Source organism: Pseudomonas sp. LS44 (genome assembly GCF_024730785.1).
GTDB lineage: Bacteria > Pseudomonadota > Gammaproteobacteria > Pseudomonadales > Pseudomonadaceae > Aquipseudomonas.
In genome coordinates, this window is the sequence record NZ_CP102830.1 from 4,406,841 (window position 1) to 4,430,623 (window position 23,783).

The 23,783-nt window shown below is 61.8% G+C and carries 15 protein-coding genes and 1 pseudogene; 8 read left to right on the forward strand and 8 right to left on the reverse strand.

The window, feature by feature from the left end; all coding sequences use genetic code 11:
• Positions 1–33 precede the first annotated feature (33 nt).
• Positions 34–2,919, forward strand: a complete 2,886-nt coding sequence (locus NVV93_RS19850) for a bifunctional diguanylate cyclase/phosphodiesterase (RefSeq protein WP_258252367.1) — start codon at positions 34–36, stop codon at positions 2,917–2,919.
• Positions 2,920–3,062: 143 nt separating this feature from the next.
• Positions 3,063–3,740, forward strand: coding sequence for a hypothetical protein (locus NVV93_RS19855; protein WP_258252368.1), 678 nt, complete (start codon positions 3,063–3,065; stop codon positions 3,738–3,740).
• Between the two features lie 268 nt (positions 3,741–4,008).
• On the opposite strand, the gene NVV93_RS19860 is transcribed toward NVV93_RS19855, so the two are convergent.
• The 5 genes and pseudogenes from NVV93_RS19860 to zwf all read right to left on the reverse strand — a co-directional run bounded on the left by NVV93_RS19860 (position 4,009) and on the right by zwf (position 11,686).
• On the reverse strand, positions 4,009–4,608 hold the full coding sequence (locus NVV93_RS19860) for a lysozyme inhibitor LprI family protein (protein ID WP_258252369.1): 600 nt from the start codon (positions 4,606–4,608) through the stop codon (positions 4,009–4,011).
• The gene (locus NVV93_RS19865; RefSeq protein WP_258252370.1) at positions 4,590–7,244 is read right to left on the reverse strand and encodes a pesticin C-terminus-like muramidase; all 2,655 of its coding nucleotides are present in this window, start codon (positions 7,242–7,244) and stop codon (positions 4,590–4,592) included. The genes NVV93_RS19860 and NVV93_RS19865 overlap by 19 nt, the downstream gene beginning before the upstream one ends.
• A gap of 37 nt (positions 7,245–7,281) precedes the next feature.
• Positions 7,282–9,350, reverse strand: a pseudogene (locus NVV93_RS19870) (type VI secretion system tip protein VgrG).
• 79 nt (positions 9,351–9,429) lie between these two features.
• Positions 9,430–9,948 carry an Hcp family type VI secretion system effector gene (locus NVV93_RS19875; protein ID WP_258252371.1) on the reverse strand — a complete coding sequence of 173 codons (519 nt, stop codon included), beginning with the start codon at positions 9,946–9,948 and terminating at the stop codon, positions 9,430–9,432.
• Between the two features lie 268 nt (positions 9,949–10,216).
• Positions 10,217–11,686: a glucose-6-phosphate dehydrogenase gene (gene zwf / locus NVV93_RS19880; protein ID WP_258252372.1), complete on the reverse strand. Its 1,470-nt coding sequence runs from the start codon at positions 11,684–11,686 to the stop codon at positions 10,217–10,219.
• Positions 11,687–11,793: 107 nt separating this feature from the next.
• On the opposite strand from zwf, the gene hexR reads away from it, so the two are divergent.
• Together hexR and NVV93_RS20230 are read left to right on the forward strand one after the other, a co-directional pair.
• Positions 11,794–12,660: a transcriptional regulator HexR gene (gene hexR / locus NVV93_RS19885; RefSeq protein WP_258252373.1), complete on the forward strand. Its 867-nt coding sequence runs from the start codon at positions 11,794–11,796 to the stop codon at positions 12,658–12,660.
• A 173-nt stretch (positions 12,661–12,833) separates the two neighbouring features.
• Positions 12,834–12,977 (forward strand): PA3496 family putative envelope integrity protein, encoded by a 144-nt coding sequence (locus NVV93_RS20230; protein WP_375162942.1) that lies wholly within the window; start codon positions 12,834–12,836, stop codon positions 12,975–12,977.
• Here NVV93_RS20230 and NVV93_RS19895 read toward each other — a convergent pair.
• Positions 12,928–13,866, reverse strand: a complete 939-nt coding sequence (locus NVV93_RS19895; protein ID WP_258254431.1) for a LysR family transcriptional regulator — start codon at positions 13,864–13,866, stop codon at positions 12,928–12,930. The two genes, NVV93_RS20230 and NVV93_RS19895, sit on opposite strands and share 50 nt — an antisense overlap.
• A 212-nt stretch (positions 13,867–14,078) precedes the next feature.
• On the opposite strand from NVV93_RS19895, the gene NVV93_RS19900 reads away from it, so the two are divergent.
• Together NVV93_RS19900 and oadA are read left to right on the forward strand one after the other, a co-directional pair.
• A complete protein-coding gene (locus NVV93_RS19900; RefSeq protein ID WP_258252375.1) occupies positions 14,079–15,497 on the forward strand; it encodes an acetyl-CoA carboxylase biotin carboxylase subunit in 1,419 nt (472 codons plus the stop codon).
• A gap of 13 nt (positions 15,498–15,510) precedes the next feature.
• Positions 15,511–17,331 (forward strand): sodium-extruding oxaloacetate decarboxylase subunit alpha, encoded by a 1,821-nt coding sequence (oadA, locus tag NVV93_RS19905; protein ID WP_258252376.1) that lies wholly within the window; start codon positions 15,511–15,513, stop codon positions 17,329–17,331.
• A 121-nt stretch (positions 17,332–17,452) separates the two neighbouring features.
• Here the strand turns inward: oadA and NVV93_RS19910 are convergent, their stop codons facing one another.
• On the reverse strand, positions 17,453–17,899 hold the full coding sequence (locus NVV93_RS19910) for a GNAT family N-acetyltransferase (protein ID WP_258252377.1): 447 nt from the start codon (positions 17,897–17,899) through the stop codon (positions 17,453–17,455).
• Between the two features lie 154 nt (positions 17,900–18,053).
• Here NVV93_RS19910 and NVV93_RS19915 point away from each other — a divergent pair, with 154 nt between their 5' ends.
• On the forward strand, positions 18,054–18,545 hold the full coding sequence (locus tag NVV93_RS19915) for an acyl-CoA thioesterase (protein ID WP_258252378.1): 492 nt from the start codon (positions 18,054–18,056) through the stop codon (positions 18,543–18,545).
• Positions 18,546–18,694: 149 nt separating this feature from the next.
• Positions 18,695–20,407, forward strand: coding sequence for a YbaL family putative K(+) efflux transporter (gene ybaL, locus NVV93_RS19920; protein ID WP_258252379.1), 1,713 nt, complete (start codon positions 18,695–18,697; stop codon positions 20,405–20,407).
• A gap of 34 nt (positions 20,408–20,441) precedes the next feature.
• On the opposite strand, the gene NVV93_RS19925 is transcribed toward ybaL, so the two are convergent.
• The gene (locus tag NVV93_RS19925; RefSeq protein WP_258252380.1) at positions 20,442–23,615 is read right to left on the reverse strand and encodes an autotransporter outer membrane beta-barrel domain-containing protein; all 3,174 of its coding nucleotides are present in this window, start codon (positions 23,613–23,615) and stop codon (positions 20,442–20,444) included.
• Positions 23,616–23,783: the final 168 nt, after the last annotated feature.

Below are 23,783 nucleotides of genomic sequence, written 5' to 3' on the forward strand. Positions count from 1 at the left end.
CTTCTTAGGCCGACTATTACAAGAACAGCGCCTATGACTCTGTCGTTTGAGCCCAGCCGTAGGGGGCCTTCTGTGGATGCCGAAAGCGATATCCATCAGCAATTCGCCGGGCAAATCGCCGCGGAACGCACGCGCCTGCTCTATCAAGGGTCACGAATTCCCACGTTGTTTATGCTGCTCAGCGGCCTGGCCTGCGCATTCCTGCTCTGGGATGCGCACCATAGCCTGTGGCTGTCGCTCTGGTTGGTCGGACTGGTGCTGCTGGCCGTGCTACGTCTGATCCAGGTCGCCGCGTTCAACCTCGCTCCACCCAGTCGGCAAGCCGAACCCAGGTGGCGGCGCTCATTCCATGTCGGCGCCGCGGCGTCCGGCCTGTGCATGGCGGTCGGCGCGATTGCCCTGGTGCCGGCCGATGCATTCACTCTGCAGGTCATGGTGTTCGGTCTAATTGCCGCGGCGATTCTGTCCGCCAGCGTCGCGTATGCCATCAGCATGCCGGCCTTCCTGACCTTCGCCCTGCCCTGCCTGATTCCTTCGATGACCTATCTGCTGCTCAGCGAGCAACCGCTGCTGCGCGGCTGGGGGCTGCTGGCGACGATTTTGCTGGTGGCGCTGATGGTGGTCGCCTGGCAGGTCAGCCGCTTGGTGCAGAGCAGTCTGTTGCAGCGCTTTCATAACCAGGCGCTGATCAGCCGTCTCGAGCACGCCAAATCCCAGGCCGAGGGCCTGAATCTCGAACTGGCCCGCGAAGTGGAACATCGACGCCGCGCCGAACGCGAGCTGCGTCAGGCGCACGGCGATCTGGAAATGCGCGTGGCGCAGCGCACCCTCGAACTGGATGCCGCCAGCCACGCCCTGAGCAAGAGCGAAGAACGCCTGGCCCTGGCCTTGGAAGCCAGCCAATTGGGCCTTTGGGATTGGAATCTGCAGACCGACGAAGTGCATCACTCGCACCTGCGGGAAATCTTCGGTATCGAGCCGCAAGAGGTGAAGGGCGTGCTCAGTCACCTCAAGCCACGCCTGCACCCCGAGGATCTGCCCGTCTTACGCCGCGCCCTGGTCGAACACATGAAAGGCCGCAGCGACGGCTATCACATCGAATACCGCGTGCGGCATGCCGAGGATCGCTGGGTCTGGGTCGAAGACCGCGGCCGAGCCGTCGAGCGCGACGCCGACGGTAAAGTCATACGCATGCTCGGCACCCGTCGCGATATCACCGCCTGGAAACAGCGCGAAGAAGAGCAGTGCCTGGCGGCCACGGTATTCGAGGCCGCCAGCGAGGGCATTATCATTCTCGACCCGGCGTACCGGGTGCTGGCAGTTAATAAGGCCTATAGCGAAGTGACCGGCTATAGCCGGGATGATGTGTACGGGCGACGGGTCGTGCGGCTGATCAATAACCGCGATACGCAACACCAGTACGAACGCATCGGCCAAGAGCTGGAGCAGCATGATAGCTGGCAGGGCGAGCTGATCGAGACCCGCAAGAGCGGCGAACTCTATCCGCAGTGGCTGCAGCTCAATGTGGTGCGCGACAGCCTGGGGCGGGTCAGCCATATCGTCGGTTTCTTTGCCGACCTGTCGGCACGCCGCGAGGCCGAGGAGCGGCTGCGCTATCTGTCGCACTACGACGAACTGACCGGCCTGGCCAACCGCTCGCTGTTCAAGGAGCGTTTGCATGAGGCGAGCCAACGCGCCCGCCAAAGCGGCCGCGGCCTGGCGCTGCTGCATATCGATCTGGACCGTTTCAAGCTGCTCAACGACAGTCTCGGCCATGAAGTCGCCGACCAGCTGCTGCGGCAGATCAGCCGCCGCCTGGTCCAGGCCGTGCCGGAGGCCGATACCCTGGCCCGCCTGTCTGGCGATGAGTTTGCCGTGTTGCTGGATGCCTATGGCAGCCTGTCGAGTCTCGCGCGCACCGCCAGCCGGCTACTGGCCAAGCTGCGCATGCCGATGAACATCGGCGGCCACGAGCTGGTGGTCAGCGCCTCGCTGGGCATCAGCCTGCTGCCGGACAACGCGCGGGAAATCTCCACCCTGATCACCCAGGCCGGCATGGCTATGCAACATGCCAAGCACCTGGGCGGCAACACCTTCCAGTTCTTCACCGATAACCTGCAAGCCTGCACATTGGAACGCCTGCAACTGGAGAATCAGTTGCGCAAAGGTATCGAGCTGGGCCAGCTGGAAGTCTTCTACCAGCCGAAGCTGTGCCTGGCCGATGACAGCCTGAACGCCGCCGAGGCGTTGGTCCGCTGGCGCCACCCGGAGATGGGTCTGGTGCCGCCGGGCGACTTCATCGGACTGGCTGAGGAAACCGGCCTGATCGCCCCCATCGGCGAATTTGTCCTGCGCCGCGCCTGCCAACAGGCGCGCGAATGGCAACGCCAGGGCCTCGCCGATTTACGCGTATCGGTGAACATCTCCATGCACCAAGTGCGTCAAGGCAACCTGGTCAGCCTGGTGCGCCAGATATTGGCGGAAACCGAGCTGCCCCCGCGCCTGCTGGAACTGGAACTGACCGAAAGCCAACTGCTCGATAACGTCGAAAGCGTCATCAGCACCTTCCGCCAGCTGCGCGAGTTGGGCGTGAAACTGGCGATCGACGACTTCGGCACCGGCTACTCGTCACTCAGCTACCTCAAGCGCTTCCCGGTCGACTACGTGAAGATCGACCAGACCTTCATCCGCGACATCGCCGCGGGCGGTGAAGATGCCGCCATCACCCGCGCCATCATCGCCATGGCCCACAGCCTGGAGTTGAAAGTGGTTGCCGAAGGCGTGGAAACCCAAGCGCAGATGGATTTCCTCAAAGCCCAAGGCTGCGACGAGATCCAAGGCTTCCTGATCAGCCGCCCGGTAGAGGCGCCGGTTTTTGCGCAATTGCTTCGGGAACAGGCTGCAGCATTGTGGGAGTAACAGGCCTAGCTTAGGACTGTTACCGTCGGCGCGAGCGACCCATGCAAAGATGGCTGCTTTGCCAACGTGGGTCGCCCCATGCTGGGCTGGCACTGCCAGAGCTTTGGGCCCTGGCAGCAAACTGGCCGAAGAGAGATTTCCCCATGGCGAAACTGCCCGAGCTGCCGATTGGTCTGCGTCTGCTGCTGGCCTCCCAACGGCTGGTGCCGTTGGCGGTCAAGCTGCCCGTGGTACTGCAACTCGGCCCACAACGCGTCGCCCAATTGGCACCCCACGTACCGGACGCCCAGCTACACGAACTGATCCTGGCGCTGCCCGTCGACTTCCTCGCCCAAGCCACCACCCACCTCGACCCACAATTGATTCTCGCCACCTATCTCAACCTGCCAGGCAGCCTGCATCTGGATGTCGCCCGCCAGCTGTGCGAGGACCGCGCGTTCTCCACCGCCGCCCGATACGCCGAGTGCCTGTCGGCCAAGCAACTCAAACTGCTGATCTTCGGTATCAACTCGCCGGAGAACGTCTTGCAGATCGCCCGGCATATCCAGCGCATGGATCTGATCGTGCAGGCGCTGCGCACCTTCTCCAGTCGTTACCTGGGCCTGCTGACGGAAGCAGCGCTTGCCGACGACAACATCGCTGTCGCGGTGCAGGTGCTCAGTGGATTGCCGCTACCGCGTCAGGCCGAAGTGTGCGCCACCTTGCCGTCCACCACCTTGCTGGAACTGATGCCGAAACTGATGGCTGCCAGCCCTCACTTGCGTGATTACTTACCGGAGCGGATGTTCGAGTTAGTCGAGTTCCAGCCAGCTCCGGTCTAGTCGTTACTGGCCGGCCTCTGTCTAGTCGTTGTCGGCAATATCAGTAGGGGAAAATTGATCAATGCCCAAACATAAATTTATGGATGAAACCCTAGTGCACATGGATTCCTCAAAGCCTTAAACAAGTAATCTGAGCTAGTTGCCCGACGTGGCAGAGATTCTCTTGCACGATGCAGGGCAGGCTTGCGGTGAGCAATCAATAAATTGTTGCCGCACATCGAACGACCCATTAGCTCGCTAGCGAACTTCACAATTGGCAAAATTTTTATTAATTAGCTGGCATCTGGTATCGCATCCTAGCCAGACACACTTGATTTACTTCATTGTATAACTGTTTGGCCATTGCGCAATTATTCTTCGCATATTCCTGCCAAAGTGGTCCTAAGTCGTTAACTCCAGCTACATATTTCACAGCGTCGGCGTTATTTTGATTAGTACTTTTCTGGCTTACCAAGGAAACCGCCTTATAAAATCCGTCGCCTACAACGCCAGTCCTAAAATAAATCAACTCACTTACGCGAAAGCTTGTTAGTTGTGTCAAACATGACAACTCATCAATACGCGCTTCTTGGCCTGGCGAAATTTCATCGTAAATAATTCTGCAGTAATTTTCTTTTAAATTTATCCAGCTTTTCTGTACCGTAATGAGGCTTTGCTTGGCTGAAGAATTTAGCTCGGAAGAAAGCGCTTTATATTGCTCATTAAGGACCTTATCGATCTTTGAAAATGATTCTTGAGAACAAATCACAACGTCTGGCGTCGTAATGCTTTCAGAGTTACACCTAATATCTGCCGCTACTGGCGTTGACATGACAACAGCAAATGAAGAAAACCCTAATAATTTCGATATTACTCCCAACAGCTGCATTTCAGTGCCTCCTCAAAAAATACTGCTTCTTTCTCACGCCTGGCAGCAAGACCAGATGTTCTTGGGTCCCCTGCCCAGAGCCTCTTCATACTCCGAAATCTGGAAGAGATTAGTTCCGGTTTATTGCTATTAAAATCATCTTGGATTTGCCGCATCTCTAATCGCCGTGTACTTCCAGCAGGGGTATTTAGCATATTTCCACGATTTATTATTAAGGACAGTAAAGCGCCCTGACAGTCGGGATGCAGTTTTATTGCTTGAGGATAAACGTCAACTACTTGCTGCGCGTATCTTTTTTTCATGATTACCGCCAAACTCATAGCATTATCTTTACTAATTGAGATATGACTTACCTTATTTACATAATCCCTAGCGTCTTGTCCTTTCTTTCCTATCGCAACCTTTAGACTTTCTATTTCGGCAGAGGAATACAAACCTGCAAGCTCCTTATCTACTGTATCGACTGTTTGCTGCCCAAGGTCATAGCCGTATCCGATAGTTATTCCGCTGTTGTTGTCGGGTAGTGCGTATGGGTACTGCCGGTAGCTTTCGATCTGAAGAATATATTCAAATAATTTCTTTGAAACTACATAAAGACCTACGGTTGTTTCTAGCTTGTAAACTTCTGCCCTGCATATTTCCGAACAGAATTTTGAGAAAGATCCAATCAGGGCCGTCGGATGGATATGCCATACTTTCACAGCTGCAGTTATTCCGCACTTCCCTACCAGAAAATTATACCACCCTGACCTTTCGATATTTTTTTTCTCTTCCAACCACCTTCCATTCACTTCAGCATCACTGTGCCCCATCAGTTCATCTAATGCATCCCACTTTCCGGCTTCGTAATACCATTCACTTTCGTAACAACTAATTAGCCGCGATATTGATTGCGCATGCCAAGGCTTTTCTATCGCTAAGCGGATCTCAGAGGTAGTGATCTGTTTGTCCTGATTACTATCGATGATGTCATAGAGACGCCGCTGAATCGGCCCTTGGTCTGCCAAGCTGATTTGAGCCTGATAGTTATGTTTTTCTTCATCGCTCAGTTGGTTATGTGCGCCAAGTTGGTGAACCAGGTGATCGATTGGTCTACCGCTTTCTTCGATGAACTCAAAGCCATCCCACTCCCATGGGCTATGTCGGGTGGTGATCCAATCCTGCTCGGCCAGCCAGCCACTGATGAACTGGCCGTCTTGGTTGACCAGCAGGTTGTCCAACCGCCACCAGCGCGTTACCTGCGGTTGGCGGCTGCCGGGAATGGGCTGACTAGTTTGTAGTTTGCGGGTGCTGGGCAGGCTTTCCAGATAGCTGAGGGGAAGTATCAGATCGACGCCGATGGTTTCGCCACGCATGCAAATATCCGGTGGGATGCCGTCCCGGTGAGGGATCAGCTGACTGGCGCCTTTGTGGATTTTCAACAGGGATTTCTGGCTGTCTGGCAGCTTGAAAGCTAGACCGCGGCACTCAAGAATGAATGCACGCACGTCCTCGCAGCTAAAAACCTCCAGGTGCAATAGCGGTGAGGGTGTCGCTTCGTCCTGGTTCTGATAAAGGCCGAGATGGCCGATTAATTCGCCGGCTTTAATCGGATGTGGCTGCGCCAACAATTGCACTTTGTCGAGGATCGGCGGGACGCGCTCGGCTTTGAGCGAGGCGAAATGCACAAAGCCCTGAATATTGTCCGCGCTACTCGGAGTTAACGGCGGGAGCGATTGTCCGTCGACGATTTCCTTCACCTTGCGGTAGTTGCCGGTCCCGGATTCAAGAGTGACCTTTACGCCCAGAGGAAGAACTCCGGTGATTGCAGCCTTGTTGTTGCCGGCTTGCCGAACATTCAAGCCCTGCCCAGGCAATAACCCGGGCTCAACATCATTGGCGGCGGTACCGACCAGGTAGACGCTCGGCTCCGATGTCTTGGCCAACTCTCCGATGTAGACCCAGCCCGTGCAGTCATCGGCTAGCTCGGGGCTGGCCCTGCCCTCGACAACGGCAAGTAGCTTGCGCCAAGAGGAACTACTGGCGGCAGGCTCACCGACCCTGATCTTGCATCCTTTCGGCAGTACGGCTATTTTCCTTTCATGTTGCGGCCGGCCTGGCTCATCTGCCCTGACGTTCAAGCCGAGGAAGCGGTCGATGGCTTTACTGGGCTCGATGCCGTAACGCGTGGGGCTTAGGAATGCAGCGGGCTCCGCAGCACCGGCTTGTTCATAACTCGCCCAGTTCTGCAGGTGCATATAGAGACTGTAGAAAGTTAGTTCGGGAATAGCCGTGCACACCTTATCTTGCGGAATCGGCATCTCCAGACGGTGCCTGACCAACACGAAGCCTGTCGAGTACGGTGCGGCGCGGTCGCCGTACTGACTAACTGGGTATTGGCTGTCAATCCGGTAGGCAATCACCTCTCCATCGGCTATGCAGCGCACGCTGCTCTGATCGAGCATGCCCGCGGTACCTTCGTCGAAATGCACGCCACCATGCCAAAGACCGTTGGCGCCCATCGGATAGAAACCACCTTTCGCTTTGGCCAGCGCGGCGTAGTACAGCAAGGGATCGCGGACTTCCTGGCTAGGGCCGCTCGTTGACTTGGCTTTGAAGGGATAGGCCCATCGTTCGACTTTAGGTTGTTTGCTCATGCGTTGATCTACCAATCCGTTGGCTAGAGGCCGCGATTCAAGAGGAAAAATTGAGCATGCGTTGCTTCTTGGTGATGACGTCCGGCTGCTGCTCATTGACCAAGGCCTGATCCAGCAGGCTTCCCGCGGCACCGGTGTCGGCCATGCCTGGGCGCAGCGGAGATTTGATCGCAATGCCATCACCCGATCCTGGTGTACCGCCGGAATTGACCTTGACCAGCGGCCCGACCAAGGTGATGCCACTGGGGTCGAGCTTGATGAAGCTGCCGCCGGCTTTGATGGTCAACTCGCTGCCAGCTTCGATGACCATGGTCTGCCCGGCTTTGAGGTGGATCTCCCTTCCCGCCTCGACAAACTGTCCGCTGCCGACCTTCACATGCTGGTTGTTGCCGACGCTCAGGTGGTCATCGGCGCGCGCTTCGACCTTGCGATCGGCATGCGTGGTGCGGTGCTCTTCGGCCTTGAGCTCGGTGTAGCTGTGGGCCTCGACCGTGTCGTGGCGCTGGTGGCCGATGTGGATCTTCTGGTCGTGCTCGATGTGCTCGTCCCAGTCGCGCTGGGCGTGGATGAAGATCTGTTCCTGACCCTTGCGGTCCTCGATACGCAGCTCGTTGTAGCCCTCGCCGCCGGGGCTGCTGAGGGTCTTGAATACACTGCGGGTCTTGTGTGCCGGCAGCTCGTAGGGCACCACATGTTCGGCGTGGTACAGGCAGCCGCTGATCAGAGGTTGGTCGGGATCGCCCTCAAGAAAGCTGACCAGCACTTCCATGCCCACCCGGGGGATGGCGATGCCGCCATAGCGGTCGCCGGCCCAACTGGAGGACACCCGTAGCCAGCAGCTGGTCTGCTCGTCGGCCTGGCCGTGGCGGTCCCAGTGGAACTGCACTTTCACCCGACCGTGTTGATCGCAGTGGATTTCCTCGCCTTGGGGACCGGTGACCACGGCGCTCTGGCTGCCGAGGATGTGTGGTTTAGGGTGGGCCAGCGGCGGACGGTAGGGCGCGTTCCAGGGCGTGGCGCGGAAGTGGTTGCGGTAACCCTGCTGGAAATCCGAGTGGCTTAACCCCTCACCCCGGCCTCTCCCCAGAGGGGCGAGGGAGTTGATCCGAAGTCACTGATGGACTCTTCCAGCACCTGCGGCTGCTTGCCTTCGTGGACGATTTCGCTGAGCAGCCACAGCTGATTCCAGTCGCTGCGCGGATGCTCGCTGAGCGGCAGGAAATGCCCGCTGGCCAGCAGTGGCTGATCGCTGTCGCCCTCGGCCAGTTGCGCGTCGCTGCGATGCCGTTCCAGGCTGCGTTGGCTCAGCTGTTTGCCACGCGCGCGGGTGGTGAAGCGCCCCGGATAGTCGTAGTCCTCGAGCGCCGGCACGGCGGGGCTAGAGGCACTGGCTTCGAGCAACAGGTGCGGCTGCAGAAAGTCGTAGTCGCGGCGGTTGACTTGCGAAGGGCGGGTCGCCAGGCGCACGCCGAAGCGCTTGGCCACCGGCACGTCGGCGACCAGGCCGGAGTCCGGCTGATAGGCCAGCGGCGCCAGTTGGCGAAACACCGTCTGGTCGTCGCCGAACATCAGTACATGGCCCTCGGCGCTGTGCTGGAAGTGATAGTGAATGCCCTCTTCCTCGCACAGGCGCTGGACGAAGTGCAGGTCGGATTCGTCGTACTGCACGCAGTAGTCGCGCTCGGGATACGCCGCGCCGAGTTGGAAGCGATAGGCATCGGCCTGGATGCCGTGCTCTTCGAGGACCTGGGCGATGATCTGCGCCACCGTCAGATGTTGAAAGATGCGCTGGTTGGTGCGCTGGGCCAGGTAGGCCAATTGCGGTACCAGGGTCAGCCGATAACGGGTCAGGCGCGGGCCGGACTCGCCCTGGGCCACGCTATGGATCAGCCCGTGGATGCCGCCGCCCTCGGCGGAAAAGCTCAGAAACGCCGGCCGGTGCAGCAGGCTTTGCAGGTCCAGGTCGGGACGCTCGCTGATCAGTTGCAGGTCGAAGGCGAACGGCTGACTGAGGGCTTCGCGGCCGTGGAAGGCGAGTACCTGCAAGTCGTGGGCAACGCCGGCGATGGTCAGGCGGAAATGCACGTGGTTGGCGGGAGCGAACATCCGTGTTCCTCGGCTGAAACAATAAAAAGCATCGGCCAGGTATGCCTGGCCGATGCATGTGCAGCGCGCTTACCTAGCCTCAAACAGCGATAGGCGAGCGCCAGTCGTCCGAACCAGAGGTCCCGGAGATTTCATGGGTCCAGACGATTTTGCGGTAGGTGAAATAGACGTCTTCCAGGTGAGTGAAATGCGCCATGTTCGGGTCCTGGCAGTTCGGCATGCGCGACTGCACGTCGACGATCACCGCGTCTTCCAGCTGGATGGTGAAGTAGTGCTCCTGGGTGCCGGTGGCAGAGGTGCGATACCACTGCAGGGTGCACTTGTTCAGGCGTTCGCCGGAGGTGAGGGCGTTGAAGATCAGCGGCGAGGATTTATCGAACACCTTGGTGATCATCAGCGGCTTGTGGACGCGCTGGCCAGTCGGCTGGCCGGACTGCGGATCGCGCGGAATGATGACCTGGTGGTTGAAGGCCTGAACCAGCACCTGGTCTTCGTGTCCTTCCTGGAAAATATTGCCAACCGAGTCCTCGGTGAAAGTGCCTGCGGTGATCAGGCCTTGCTTGGTGCCTTCGAGGGATAGATACGCGGGTGTTGGCATGAGTGCTCTCCTTGCTTCGTTCGTGGGCCTGCTGGTCCGGGAGCCGGAGCTATAACAAAGAGCGTGCCAGTGAGTTTTAAATGTTATTAATCAATAGCTTGGAATTTATGCGCAGTACGCCGCAGGACGGCAGCGGCGAAACCTGCGCCAAGTGTTGCGCAATCGCCTACAGAACTTTGCACACCCCAGCTCAGACTGGGATGAAGGCTGGATGCAACGTCAACAACGCCCAGTTTGCCGCCACACACCTGGCAACTAATTGCGCAACTCAGTCCTGCCAGCTGCGGCCTTGCAGGGACAACAGGCTCTGCGCCTGCTCCGGGCCATTGGTACCGGATGGATAGGGTCGCGGGCTCTGGTAGTACTCGTGCCAGCCGCGCAGGATCGGGTCGATCCAGGCCCAGGCCGCTTCGACTTCGTCGCGGCGCATGAATAAAGTCGAATCGCCTTCGATCACATCCAATAACAGGCGCTCGTAAGCATCCCAACGCCGTTTCTGCTGAAAGGCATGGGCGAGGTTGAGATCCAGCTCCACCGGCTCCAAGCGCATGCCCTTGCCCGGGGTCTTGGCCATCAGTTGCAGACTGATCCGCTCTTCCGGCTGCAGGCGGATGCGCAGGCGGTTGGCGGCGCCACCGTGGAACAACCGATAGGGCGTCGGCTTGAAGTGGATAACGATCTCCGAACTCTTCTTGGCCATGCGCTTGCCAGTCCGCAAATAGAACGGCACGCCGGCCCAGCGCGGGTTATCGATCTCGGCCTGCAGGGCGACGAAGGTTTCCGTATCGCTGTCGTTGTCGACATTTTTTTCGAAGTAATACGTTGGCACCTCTTGCCCGCCGATCTTCCCGGCCACGTACTGACCGCGCACCGTCAGGTCCTGAACGTCGAGCCCATCAATCGGCCGCAGCGCTTGCAGCACCTTGAGCTTCTCGTCGCGCACCGCTTCGGCGTCGAAGCGCACCGGTGCCTCCATGGCCACCAGGCAGAGCAGCTGCAACAGGTGGTTCTGCACCATATCGCGCATGGCCCCGGCCTGATCGTAATAGGCGCCGCGATTTTCTACGCCGAGGGTTTCGCACACGCTGATCTGCACATGGTCGATATGCCCGGCGCGCCACACCGGCTCGAACAGGGCATTGGCAAAGCGCAGCGCCATCAGGTTCTGCACGGTTTCCTTGCCCAGATAATGATCGATGCGAAACACCCGCGACTCATTGAATACCGCACCGATCGCCGCGTTGATCGCCTTGGCTGACTCCAGTGAGTGGCCGATGGGTTTTTCCAGGACGATCCGCGATTGCGGGCCGGCGAGCCCGGCGAGGGCCAGGTGGTTGGCGATGTCTTCGAACAGATCAGGCGCCGTGGCCAGGTAGTAGACCTGCACCCGGTGCGCGTTAAGGCGTTTGGCCAGACGGCTGAAATCGGCGCTTTGCGACGCGTCCATAGCGAAGTAATCGAGCCGCGCCGCGAAGCTTTGCCAGGTAGCTGCATCGAAGTCGGCGCGCGCCACCTGAGCACGGCAACGGCGCTCGGCCAGCGCGTGATAGGCCTGGCGCTCAAGGGGTTGGCGGGCCAGGGCCAGGATGCGCATGTCCGGGTGCAAGCGGCCATCGCGGTGCAGGTAATACAGCGCCGGCAAAAGCTTATGCAGCGCAAGATCGCCCGTACCGCCAAACACCAACATGTCGCAGGGAATGCTCACCGAAACTCTCCGATTGGGCGCCAGGCGAGTCATGTAGTATAACTACAAGCGCACTACACCCGGCTTGCGCCGATCATAACCGAGACGAGGCTGCAGCGTTATGCAGCCCGGCGGCCACCCTCTATACAAGAGCCTGCCTAGTGAACTTGTTGCAGCACATCGCTCAATCGCGCCACCTGTTACGGAAATCGGAACTCAAGGTCGCCGACCACGTACTGCTCGATCCGGCTGCGGTGATGCACAGCTCGATGGCCGATCTGGCCCACAGCGTTGGGATCAGCGAGCCAACCATCGTGCGCTTCTGCCGTGCTATCGGCTGTAGCGGTTTTCAGGATCTCAAGCTGAAACTGGCGCAGAGCCTCGCCGCCGGTGCCAGCTTCGGCCAGTTCGCGATCACCGAAAACGACTCGGTCGCCGACTTCAGCCTGAAGATTTTCGACACCACGCTGCACACCCTGATGGAAGTTCGCGAGCGCCTCGACCCGCACGCACTGCAGCAGGCGATCAGCGCGTGCGCCCAGGCGCACCGGGTAGAGTTCTACGGTTTCGGCGCGTCCGGCGCCGTGGCCGCGGATGCGCAGCACAAGTTCTTCCGCCTGCTGCTCACCGCTGCGGCCTACTCCGACCCGCATATGCAGGCCATGTCCGCGGTGACCTTGAAACCCACCGATGTCGCAGTGTGTATCTCGCAGTCCGGACGCTCCAAGGATTTGTTGATCACCGCCAACCTGGTCCGCGAGGTCGGCGCCACCTTGATCACCCTGTGCCCGAGCCAGACGCCGCTGGCCGACCTGGCCACCGTCAACCTGGCCATCGATGTGCAGGAAGACACGGAAATCTACACCCCGCTGACCTCACGCATCGCCCACCTGGTGGTGATCGACGTGCTGGCCATGGGCGTCGCCATGGCGCGCGGGCCGGCGCTGGTCAATCACCTGAAGAGCGTCAAACGCAGCTTGCGCAGCCTGCGCCTGTCGCCGAAAACGGTGAAAAACGTCGAGGACTGACAGACGCGGTCATGGCGACTTCATCGAGTCGCCACTAAATCGTCATCCGCCCAGGCGATGCTGGTGCTCCCGGACCTCGACATGGGAGATGCCAGATGCCTCGTTATCAACAAGGCGCTTCGACGCCAACCAGCCAGCCAAAAACTCGCCAGCAAAAGGAAGACCTACGGCGCATGGCCTTTCGACGCGCCGTTGAGGCCTATGCCGAACAGCGCCAGTTGCAGCAGGAACTGGCCGACCACCCCGAACTGATCGCCGCCGACTACCTTATCGCGGCCCATGCGGCATTGCGCCGAAACGCGCCGCCAGCGCACTGATCTGCGCCCGTTCGCTGCGGATGAATGCGAGAAACGCCTGGCCCACCGGCGACAGGCGTTTACCGCGCGCATGCACCACGCACCAGCTGCGATACAGCGGCAGTTCCTCGACCGGCAATTCGCACAGCAAGCCATTGCTCAGCTCCAGATTCACCGCATGGCGCGGCAACAAAGCCAGGCCGAGGCCGGCAACCACGCATTCGCGCTGCGCATCCAACGAGGCGACTTCCTGGGTCTGGGCGAAATGCACGCGCTTCTGCTGGAAGTACTCTTCGCAGGCCTTGCGCGTTCCCGAGCCGGGTTCGCGGACCAGCAGCGGATAGGGCTCGAGATCCTTCAGCGTCAGTTGCGCGGCGCTGCACAGCGGATGCTCGGGCGGCGCCACTGCCACGATCGGGTAATTCAGAAAGGGCAAAAACTCCAGCGCCATGTCCTGCGGCACCAGCGACATGATCACCAGGTCGTCGCGGTTGTCGGTCAGGCGCTTGATCACCTGGGCGCGGTTGACCACCATCAAGCGCAGGCTGACTTCCGGGTGCTGGCGTTTGAACGCAGCGAACAGGTGCGGGACGAAATACTTGGCGCTCGACTCTACCGCCAGCTTGAGCTGGCCCTGCAGCGAGCCCTGCAAGTCGGAAAGCTGCATGTCGAGGCTTTCCAGGCGACCAAAGATGTCGCCGCTGGCTTTCAAAAGCGCTTCGCCCGCCTCGGTGAGGTAGAGTTTTTTGCCGACATATTCGAACAACGGCTGGCCGACCAGCTCGTCCAGCTGGCGAATCTGCAGGCTCACGGCCGGTTGCGTCAGCGCCATTTCCTCCGCGGCACGGCTATAGGAGCGCGTCTCGCACACCGCGCGGAATACTTGCAGCTGACGTAATGTCATGCGCATCAATGACTTACGCATGTTGATCACCTTTTTAAGCGGGCCCTGGATTCAACTATAAGTCTTAGCTAATAGCTAACCCAACAATTATTGATTTTAGTTAATTCGCTCGGAGCGCTACGGTTAGCGGGTGATCAAGGCCTTGGCTGCGATCGAGCGTCGGGCGTCGCGACCATTCTGCAGCGCCTGCCAGTTCACTAGGCTGAGGGAAACCTGCCGTGATCAAGAAAATCCTGATCGCCAACCGCGGTGAGATCGCCGTCCGTATCGTGCGCGCTTGCGCCGAGATGGGCATCCGCTCGGTGGCTATCTATTCCGAAGCGGACCGCCATGCCCTGCATGTCAAGCGTGCCGACGAAGCGCACAGCATTGGCGACGAGCCGCTGGCCGGCTACCTGAACCCGCGCAAGCTGGTCAACCTAGCGGTGGAAACCGGCTGCGACGCCCTACACCCGGGCTACGGCTTCCTCTCCGAAAACGCCGAACTGGCAGATATCTGCGTCGAGCGCGGGATCAAATTCATCGGCCCGTCGGCAGAAGTGATTCGCCGCATGGGCGACAAGACCGAAGCGCGGCGCAGCATGATCGCAGCCGGCGTGCCCTGCACTCCCGGCACCGAGGGCAACGTGGCGGACATCGCCGAAGCCCTGCGCGAAGGCGACCGCATCGGCTATCCGGTGATGCTCAAGGCCACCAACGGCGGCGGCGGGCGCGGTATCCGCCGCTGCAACAGCCGTGACGAACTGGAACAAGCCTACCCGCGGGTGATCTCCGAAGCGACCAAGGCCTTCGGCCGCGCCGAGGTGTTCCTCGAGAAGTGCATCGTCAACCCCAAGCACATCGAAGCCCAGGTACTCGCCGACTCCTTCGGCAATACCGTGCACCTGTTTGAGCGCGACTGCTCGATCCAGCGCCGTAACCAGAAGCTGATCGAGATCGCCCCCAGCCCGCAGCTGACCCCCGAGCAGCGCGCCTACATCGGCGACCTCGCCGTGCGCGCGGCCAAGGCCGTGGGCTACGAGAACGCCGGCACCGTGGAGTTCCTGCTCGCCGAAGATGGCGAGCTGTACTTCATGGAGATGAACACCCGGGTGCAGGTGGAACACACCATCACCGAGGAAATCACCGGCATCGACATCGTTCGCGAGCAGATCCGCATCGCCAGTGGCCTGCCGCTGTCGGTCAAGCAGGACGACATCCAGTACCGCGGCTTCGCCCTGCAGTTCCGCATCAACGCCGAAGACCCGAAGAACAACTTCCTGCCCTCGTTCGGCAAGATCACCCGTTACTACGCGCCCGGCGGCCCCGGCGTGCGCACCGACACGGCGATCTACACCGGCTACACCATTCCGCCGTACTACGATTCGATGTGCCTGAAACTGATCGTCTGGGCACTGACCTGGGAAGAGGCGATGGACCGCGGCCTGCGTGCGCTGGACGACATGCGCGTGCAGGGCGTGAAGACCACCGCCGCCTACTACCAGGAAATCCTCCGTGACCCGGAGTTCCGCAGCGGCCAGTTCAACACCAGTTTCGTCGAAACCCGCCCGGAACTGACCAACTATTCGATCAAGCGCAAACCCGACGAGCTGGCCCTGGCCATCGCCGCCGCCATTGCCGCCCACGCCGGCCTGTAAGGGGAGAATTCAGATGAGCAAGACCATCCAACTGAAAAAGATAGGCATCACCGATACCATCCTGCGCGATGCCCACCAGTCGCTGCTGGCCACCCGCATGCGCACCGAAGACATGCTGCCGATCTGCGCCAAGCTCGACCAGGTCGGCTACTGGTCGCTGGAAGTCTGGGGCGGCGCGACGTTCGACGCCTGCGTGCGCTTCCTCAAGGAAGACCCGTGGGAGCGCCTGCGCAAGCTGAAAGCCGCGCTGCCGAACACCCGCCTGCAGATGCTTCTGCGCGGCCAGAACCTGCTCGGCTACCGCCACTACAGCGATGACGTGGTGCGCGCGTTCGTGGCCAAGGCCGCGGTCAACGGCATCGACGTGTTCCGTATCTTCGACGCAATGAACGACGTGCGTAACCTGCGCGTCTCCATCGAAGCGGTGAAGGCCGCCGGCAAGCACGCCCAGGGCACCATCTGCTACACCACCAGCCCGGTGCACACCATCGAGGCGTTCGTCGCCCAGGGTAAAGCCATGGCCGACATGGGCGTCGACTCGATCGCCATCAAAGACATGGCCGGCCTGCTCACCCCGTTCGCCACCGGCGAGCTGGTCAAGGCGCTGAAAGACAACCTGTCGCTCGACGTGGTGGTGCACTCCCACGACACCGCCGGCGTCGCCAGCATGTGCCAGATGAAAGGCATCGAGAACGGCGCCGACCGCATCGACACGGCGATCTCCAGCATGGCCTGGGGCACCAGCCACCCGGGTACCGAGTCGATGGTCGCCGCGCTGCGCGGCAGCGAGTTCGACACCGGCCTGGACCTCGGGCTGCTGCAGGAAATCGGCCTGTACTTCTACGCCGTGCGCAAGAAGTACCACCAGTTCGAAAGCGCCTTCACCGGCGTCGACACCCGTGTGCAGGTCAATCAGGTGCCGGGCGGGATGATTTCCAACCTCGCCAACCAGCTCAAAGAGCAGGGCGCGCTGAACCGTATGGACGAAGTCATGGCGGAGATCCCGAGAGTCCGTGCCGACCTCGGCTTCCCACCGCTGGTGACGCCGACCTCGCAGATCGTCGGCACCCAGGCGTTCTTCAACGTGCTGGCCGGCGAGCGCTACAAGACCATCACCAACGAGGTGAAGCTGTACCTGCAAGGCCGTTACGGCAAGGCGCCGGGCGAAGTCAGCGAAACACTGCGTCGTCAGGCGATCGGTAGCGAAGACGTCATCGACGTGCGCCCAGCCGATCTGATCAAGCCGGAGCTGGCCAAACTGCGTGGCGAAATCGGCTCACTGGCCAAGTCCGAGGAAGACGTACTGACCTACGCCATGTTCCCGGACATCGGCCGCAAGTTCCTCGAGGAGCGCGAAGCCGGCACCCTGAAACCGGAAGAACTGCTGCCGATGCCGACCGGCAACGGTGTGGCTCCAGCCGGCGGTGAAGGCGTGCCGACCGAGTTCGTCATCGACGTGCACGGCGAAACCTACCGTGTCGACATCACCGGTGTCGGCCTGAAAGGCGAAGGCAAGCGTCACTTCTACCTGTCGATCGACGGCATGCCGGAAGAAGTGGTGTTCGAGCCGCTCAACGAGTTCGTCGGCGGTGGCGGCAGCAAGCGCAAGCAGGCCAGCGCGCCGGGCGACGTCAGCACCACCATGCCGGGCAACATCGTCGACGTACTGGTCAAAGAAGGCGACGTGGTGAAAGCCGGTCAGGCCGTGCTGATCACCGAAGCGATGAAGATGGAAACCGAAGTGCAGGCGCCGATCGCCGGTACCGTGAAAGCGGTGCACGTGGCCAAGGGCGACCGCGTCAACCCGGGCGAAGTGCTGATCGAAATCGCCTGACCGGGTAAAGAGCAAGTCCCTTTCAGGGAGCCGCAAGGCTCCCTTTTTTATTCCTGCAACTTGCACGGCCAGCCGAGAGCGCGGACCTGTTGCCGCGCGTGTGCGGCGCGGATGATCAAGCTCAATCGAACAGCTGGCGGTACTGGATAAAGCCGGAGCGCTGGGCGATGCGGTCGTAGAGCTGGCGGCCGCGCAGATTGTCTTCCTGGGTCAGCCAGTGCACGCGATTGGCTCCGGCGGCCCGCGCGGCGGCGTAGACGTGTTCGATCAACGCGCGGCCAACGCCTCCACCACGCAGGTCTTCGATGACATACAGGTCCTGCAGATAGCAGTAGTCACTGACCGTCCAGCACGAACGGTGAAAGATCCAGTGCACCAGCCCGACCGCACGACCGTCCTGCCAGGCCAGCGCGGCATGCATGGGTTCGGCCGGATCGAGGAAACGCTGCCAGGTGACGGCGCTGGTCGCCTCGGCAATTTCGGTCTGGTAGAAGCGCTGGTAGCCCTGCCAGAGCGACAGCCAGACGGCATGGTCGGCGCTGTGCAGCGGGCGAATTTCCACAGGCATAACGAACTCCTTCGACAGAAACTGGCCTTGCATCCTGCGACCGCAAAACGCACACAGCAAGTGGCCCCGCTCCGGTCCAGTACCACACACGAGCCACGGGCAAACGTGATCTCGGCCAGCTAAGGTTTCCCACAACCTCACCGAGGAATCGCCGATGGAAGCCGGTGCCGCGCAACTGACCATGACCGTACTGATGACCCCGGACAAGGCCAATTTCTCCGGCAAGGTGCACGGCGGCACCCTGCTCAAGTACCTCGACGAAGTAGCCTATGCCTGCGCCAGCCGCTATGCCGGCAGCTATGTGGTGACCCTGTCGGTGGACCAGGTGGTGTTTCGCGAGCCGATCCATGTCGGCGAGCTGGTGACCTTTCTCGCCTCGGTCAACTACACCGGCACCAGTTCGATGGAGATCGGCGTCAAAGTGGTCACCGAAAACATCCGCGAGAAGTCCGTACGGCACACCAACAGCTGCTTCTTCACCATGGTCGCGGTCGATGAGCAAGGCAAACCCTTCGCCGTGCCGGCGCTGCAACCCGGCGACCGCGAAGGCCAGCGGCGCTTTCGTCAGGCCGAGCAGCGTCGCGCGATCCGCCGGGAACTCGAGCAACGCTACCAGGCGATCAAAGACGCACTGCCCTCCTCCTGACCGGCGTGGATAAACATCTTGTTCAAATTCATAGCCTTGCCATTCCCTGGCGTGCAGGTTCAGGCGGTTAGACTGGAGCCCTCGCGCGCGACCGTAGCCGCTAACCACTAGGCTGAGTCGGCACGCCACCATCGCTCTTGGGAGACTCGATGCCCCATCACACACCCCTGATCGCCGCCATCGCGGTCGGCTTCGTCCTCGCCTTCGTGCTCGGCACGCTGGCCAATCGGCTGCGCCTGTCGCCGCTGGTGGGTTATCTGCTGGCCGGGATTCTGGTCGGCCCGTTCACCCCTGGCTTCGTCGCCGACAAGAACCTCTCGCAGGAAATTTCCGAGATCGGCGTGATCCTGCTGATGTTCGGCGTCGGCCTGCATTTCTCGCTGAAAGACCTGCTCTCGGTGAAGAACATCGCGATTCCCGGCGCGCTGGTGCAGATCGCCGTCGCCACCCTGCTCGGCATGGGCCTGGCCTGGAGCCTCGATTGGAGCTGGGGCGCCGGCCTGGTGTTCGGTCTAGCGCTGTCGGTGGCCAGCACCGTGGTGCTGCTGCGCGCCCTGGAGGAACGCCAGTTGCTCGACACCCGGCGCGGCAAGATCGCCATCGGCTGGCTGATCGTCGAGGATCTGGTGATGGTTGTTGCCCTGGTCCTGCTGCCGGCGCTGTCCGGCGTGCTCGGCGGTACCGTGCAGGGCGATGCAGACAGCAGCCTGCTCCTGCAACTGCTGGTCACCCTGGGCAAGGTCAGCCTGTTCGTCGTGCTGATGGTGGTGGTCGGCCGCCGCCTGATTCCCTGGCTGCTCGAGCGCGGCGCCGGCACCGGCTCGCGCGAGCTGTTCACCCTCGGCGTACTGGCGGTGGCGATGGGCATCGCGTTCGGCGCGGCGCAGGTGTTCGGCGTGTCCTTCGCACTGGGCGCGTTCTTCGCCGGGATGATGCTCAACGAGTCGGAACACAGCCACAAAGCCGCCGAGGACTCGCAGCCGCTGCGCGATGCGTTCGCCGTGCTGTTCTTCGTCTCGGTGGGCATGCTGTTCAATCCGGCGACGCTCTGGGAGCAGCCGCTGGCGGTGCTGGCGACCTTCCTGGTGATCGCCTTCGGCAAGTCGCTGGCCGCACTGCTGATCGTCCTGGCGTTCCGCAAACCACTCAGCACCGCGCTGACCATCTCGGTCAGCCTGGCGCAGATCGGCGAGTTCTCGTTCATCCTGATCAGCCTCGGCGTCGGCCTCAATCTGCTTCCAGAGGCGGGCCGCGACCTGATCCTCGCCGGGGCGATCCTGTCGATTTTGGTCAACCCGCTGCTGTTCCACCTGATCGACCGCCTGCAGCCCTGGCTGGACCGCCGCGAGCACACCGCACCGGCCGACTCGGCCGCCGCCCAAGAACGCGAAGACGATCTGCTCCAGCAGGTGTGCACCAGCGGCCACGCGATTCTGATCGGCCACGGCCGGGTCGGCAGCCGGATCAGCCAGCGTTTGCGCGACGAAGGTATCGGCCTGGTGATCATCGAGGACAACCGCACTCGCGCCCAGGAACTGCGCGAGCAAGGTCTGTGCGTGGTGCATGGCAATGCGGCCAGTAATTTCGTGCTGAACCTGGCCAACGTCAGCGCGGCGCGCTGGTTGCTGATCGCTATCCCGAATGCCCTGGAGGCCGGGCAGATCGCCCTGCATGCGCGGGCGGCGAATGCCCAACTGGACATCATCGCCCGCGCTCACTACGACGCAGAGGTCGACTACCTGCAGGAGCACAGCGCCGATCTGGTGGTGATGGGCGAGCGGGAAATCGCCCGGGTGATGTTCGCCCGGCTGGGCATCGACACCTCACAACCGAGCACCCCGCCGGGCGCGACCGCAGCCTGAAGGACGAGAGTCGGCTCGCCCCTCAGCGCATGACTCAAAAGCCCATTTGCCACTGGGCGAGCAGCGCATGGTTCTGCGCGTTGCTGCCCAGCTCGCCGCTGTAGCCGAGGCCGACCTGCTGGCTGGCGCTGAGCCGGAAATCCGCGCCTACGCCCAGCAACAGGCTGTTGCGATCCAGCGCGCTGCCCTCGACGCTGAAGCCGCTGCCACCGCTGAGAAACGCTTGGCTGGTGCGGCTGTCGACGTCGCCATAGGTGTGCCGCCAGGCGACGCTGAGACGCGGGGTGAAACCGATGCCGTTGCTCAGCGTGTCGAGGCGGGCGATGCGCAGACCGAGCGTCGAGGTCAGGTTGTCCTGCTCCTGCGCCTCGACCCGTAGCGCCGCCGCGCCACCGTCTTCGCTATAGGCATCGCGGCTGTAGCGCTGGTAGCCGAGGTTGGCGAATGGCTCGGCGCTGAGATTGCCGCTGCCCATCGCGTAACCCAGCTCGGCGAAGGCTTGCTGACTGTCGGCGTCGTAGTCGCCGCGCAGGCGATCGGTGAAGCCGTTGAAATCCACCTCGCGTTTGCTGTCGCCATCGTGCCGGCTGTACGCGGCACCCAGGCGCAAGGCCAGCGGGCCGCTCTGGCGCAGGGCGTAGACACCGACATGCAGGCTGTCGACATCGCCGTCGAACGCGCTGCCGGCTTGCAGATCGGTGCGCGAATAGCCACCGAGCAGGCCCAGGCACCATTCGCTATCCAGGCCCCAATCGGCACCCAACACCACCCCGCCGGTGTTCTGGTCGAGATCGCTGGAACCGGCGCTGCCATCGACCCGGCCGTGACTGCCCAGGCCCTGTAACCACAGACGGCCTTGCGCCTGCGGATCGTTGAGGTTGCGCACCCCGGCCGGCAGACCGGTGGCGGCGAGCAGCGGCGCATCGCCTTCGAGCAAGGCGGTTTGCAAGCCGCCAGCCACCGCCGGCGATTGCAGGGCGGCGAGCATGCTGCTGCCCACCTGCGCGCTGCTGCCGAGCATGGCGTTGGCCAGACTGGCGTTGGCACTCGCCGACAGCTGTTCGAGCGCCTCGCCGGCGCTGGCCTGGCTGCTGGTCAGCAACGCGCCGTACAGCGGATTGGCGAGCGCCAGCGCGGACACGCTGGCGCCGACCTGCCGGCCGTTGGCGCTGCTCGCCGTGTCGCTGAACTGCACGTCATTGCGCGCCAGTTGCAGGTCCACGGCATTCGCCGAATAGCTCAGGCTCGGGGTGAGAAACGCCAGGTTGCTGCTGACCCCGGCAAACTGGCCGCTGACCCCGCCATCGGCCTGCAGTACGCGATAGGCACTGTGCCACGGATACACGCCGGGGCTGGCGTTGAGCTGTAGTTGCGCGCCCGCCAGGCTGGCCTGGCCGCCGACCTGAATCGGCGCCTGCGCGGCGCTCGGGCTGAGCGCGAAGCCCAGGTTCGCACCGCTGGCCAGCTGCAGATTGCCGCCAATGCGGCCGCTGCCGGCATAGCGTGCGCCACTGTCGACCTGCAGATTGCCGAGCAGGTTGCCCTGGTTGATCAGCGTGGCGCCGCCGAACACCTGGCCGCCTTCGCTGAAATCGCCGGCGCTGTTCAGCGTCCAACTGCCGCTGCGCACTTCCAGGCGTTCGAAGTTGCGACTGTTGCCGAAGCTGCCGCCCAGCGTGTCGTCGAGCTGCACCCGGTCACGCCCGCTGCCGCCGTCGAGGCTGCCGACAAAGCGCCCGCTGTGGCCAAGCAGCAGCAGGTCGTCGCCGTTGCCCATGTCCACCGCCAGGCCGTTCTGCCCTTCGATGCTGCCGTGGTTGCTCAGCCGGTCGTTGCCCGCGCCCATCTGCACCGCGGCGCTGGCGGTGGTGCTGTGCAGCTGATCGACGCGCACGGTCTGCGCGCCGCCGCGGATCAGCCCACCGGCCAGGTTGTCGAGGCTGTCGGCGAAGTCGCCGACTAGACCGATCGCCGCCTTGTCCGCGCCGACGATGCTGCCGGCGTTGCTGATGCTCGCGGCACCGCCGGCCGCGCTGGCGGTGCCGCGCCCGGCGGCGATAGCGCTGCCGTTGGCACCATCGTCGATAAGAATCCCGGCGCTCTGGCCGAAAATCTGCGCGCCGGCGCGGTTGACGATGCTGCCGCCGCCCGCCGCGATACCTTCGGCGCCGTTCGGCAGGCCGCCGGAATCCACGCCGCCCGCGCCCAGGCCTTCGATGCGCCCGTAGTTATCGATGCTGGCCATGCCGTCGATGTCCACACCATCGCCGTCGCCATTGGCGCTAGTGCGGCCATCACCAAAATGGTCGTAGGAATTGCCGGCGCCGGCATAGCGGCCGCTGATCAAGCCGTAGTTGAGTACCGTGCCGACGCCATCGCTACCGACCCCGGAGCCGTTACGGCCGATGATTTCGCCGCCCTGATAGTTGCTCACGCGGATGTCGAAGTCGGCGGTAATCGCATGGCGCGGGCCGGCAATGGTGCCCCAATTGTTGACCGTCACACCGGTCATCTCGCCGGCGTCAATGGCATCGTGGGCACTCGGCGCCTTCTGCCCGGCGGCCGCGACATCGCAGCCGGCCTTGAGGTAGTCCGGGCATTTGCTGTTGACCACACCGCTGGCGAGGATGCTGCCGTAGTTGTTGATCGTGGTGTTTTTGCCCGGGCGCAGGGCGTCGTCGTTGTTCGACTGGATCAGCGCGCTGCGGTTGCTCACCGAGCCGTTGTTGATGATCTTCGCCGCGCTACCCTCGGCACCGCGCAAGTCCAGCGCCTGGCCGCCACTGGTGCCGCTGCCCGTGACCACAATCGAGCCGTTGTTGTTGAGCACCAGCGTCGAGTTGGCCTTGTTGAAGCGAATCGCATCGCTATTCAGGGTGCTGATCGAGCCCTGGTTGTTGATCACGACCGCCACCCCGTCCTTGTTGTTGTCGATCGCCCGGCCAGTCTGATTGGTCAGCCTGCCGGCGTTGTCGATGGTCACCGTGCCGCTGCTGGCGGTGATGTCGATGGCCGCTTTGCTGTCATTGACGCTGAGCGCCGCGCCGCTGGCGATCGTGCCGCTGTCGCCGCCATTGGCGAGGGTTTTCGGCGCACTATTGGTGCCGCTCGGCACCGTGAAACTGGCTGCCCAGGCGCCGGAAGTCAGCACGGCCTGCAGGGCGAGAAGCAACGGAAGAGGACGCAGCAGTCGGGTTGGGGCTGGCATAGATCACCGCTCTTATTGGAAAGCGGCCGACTATGCACAGCAGGGATTACAGCTTCGTGAAAGCCAATGGCCAGTAACGACAGAGATCGCCGTTGGGCATCGCTGCGCTCAGCGCCAACCTACACCCATTCATCCGCACTCACGTAGGTTGGGCTGAGGAGCGCAGCG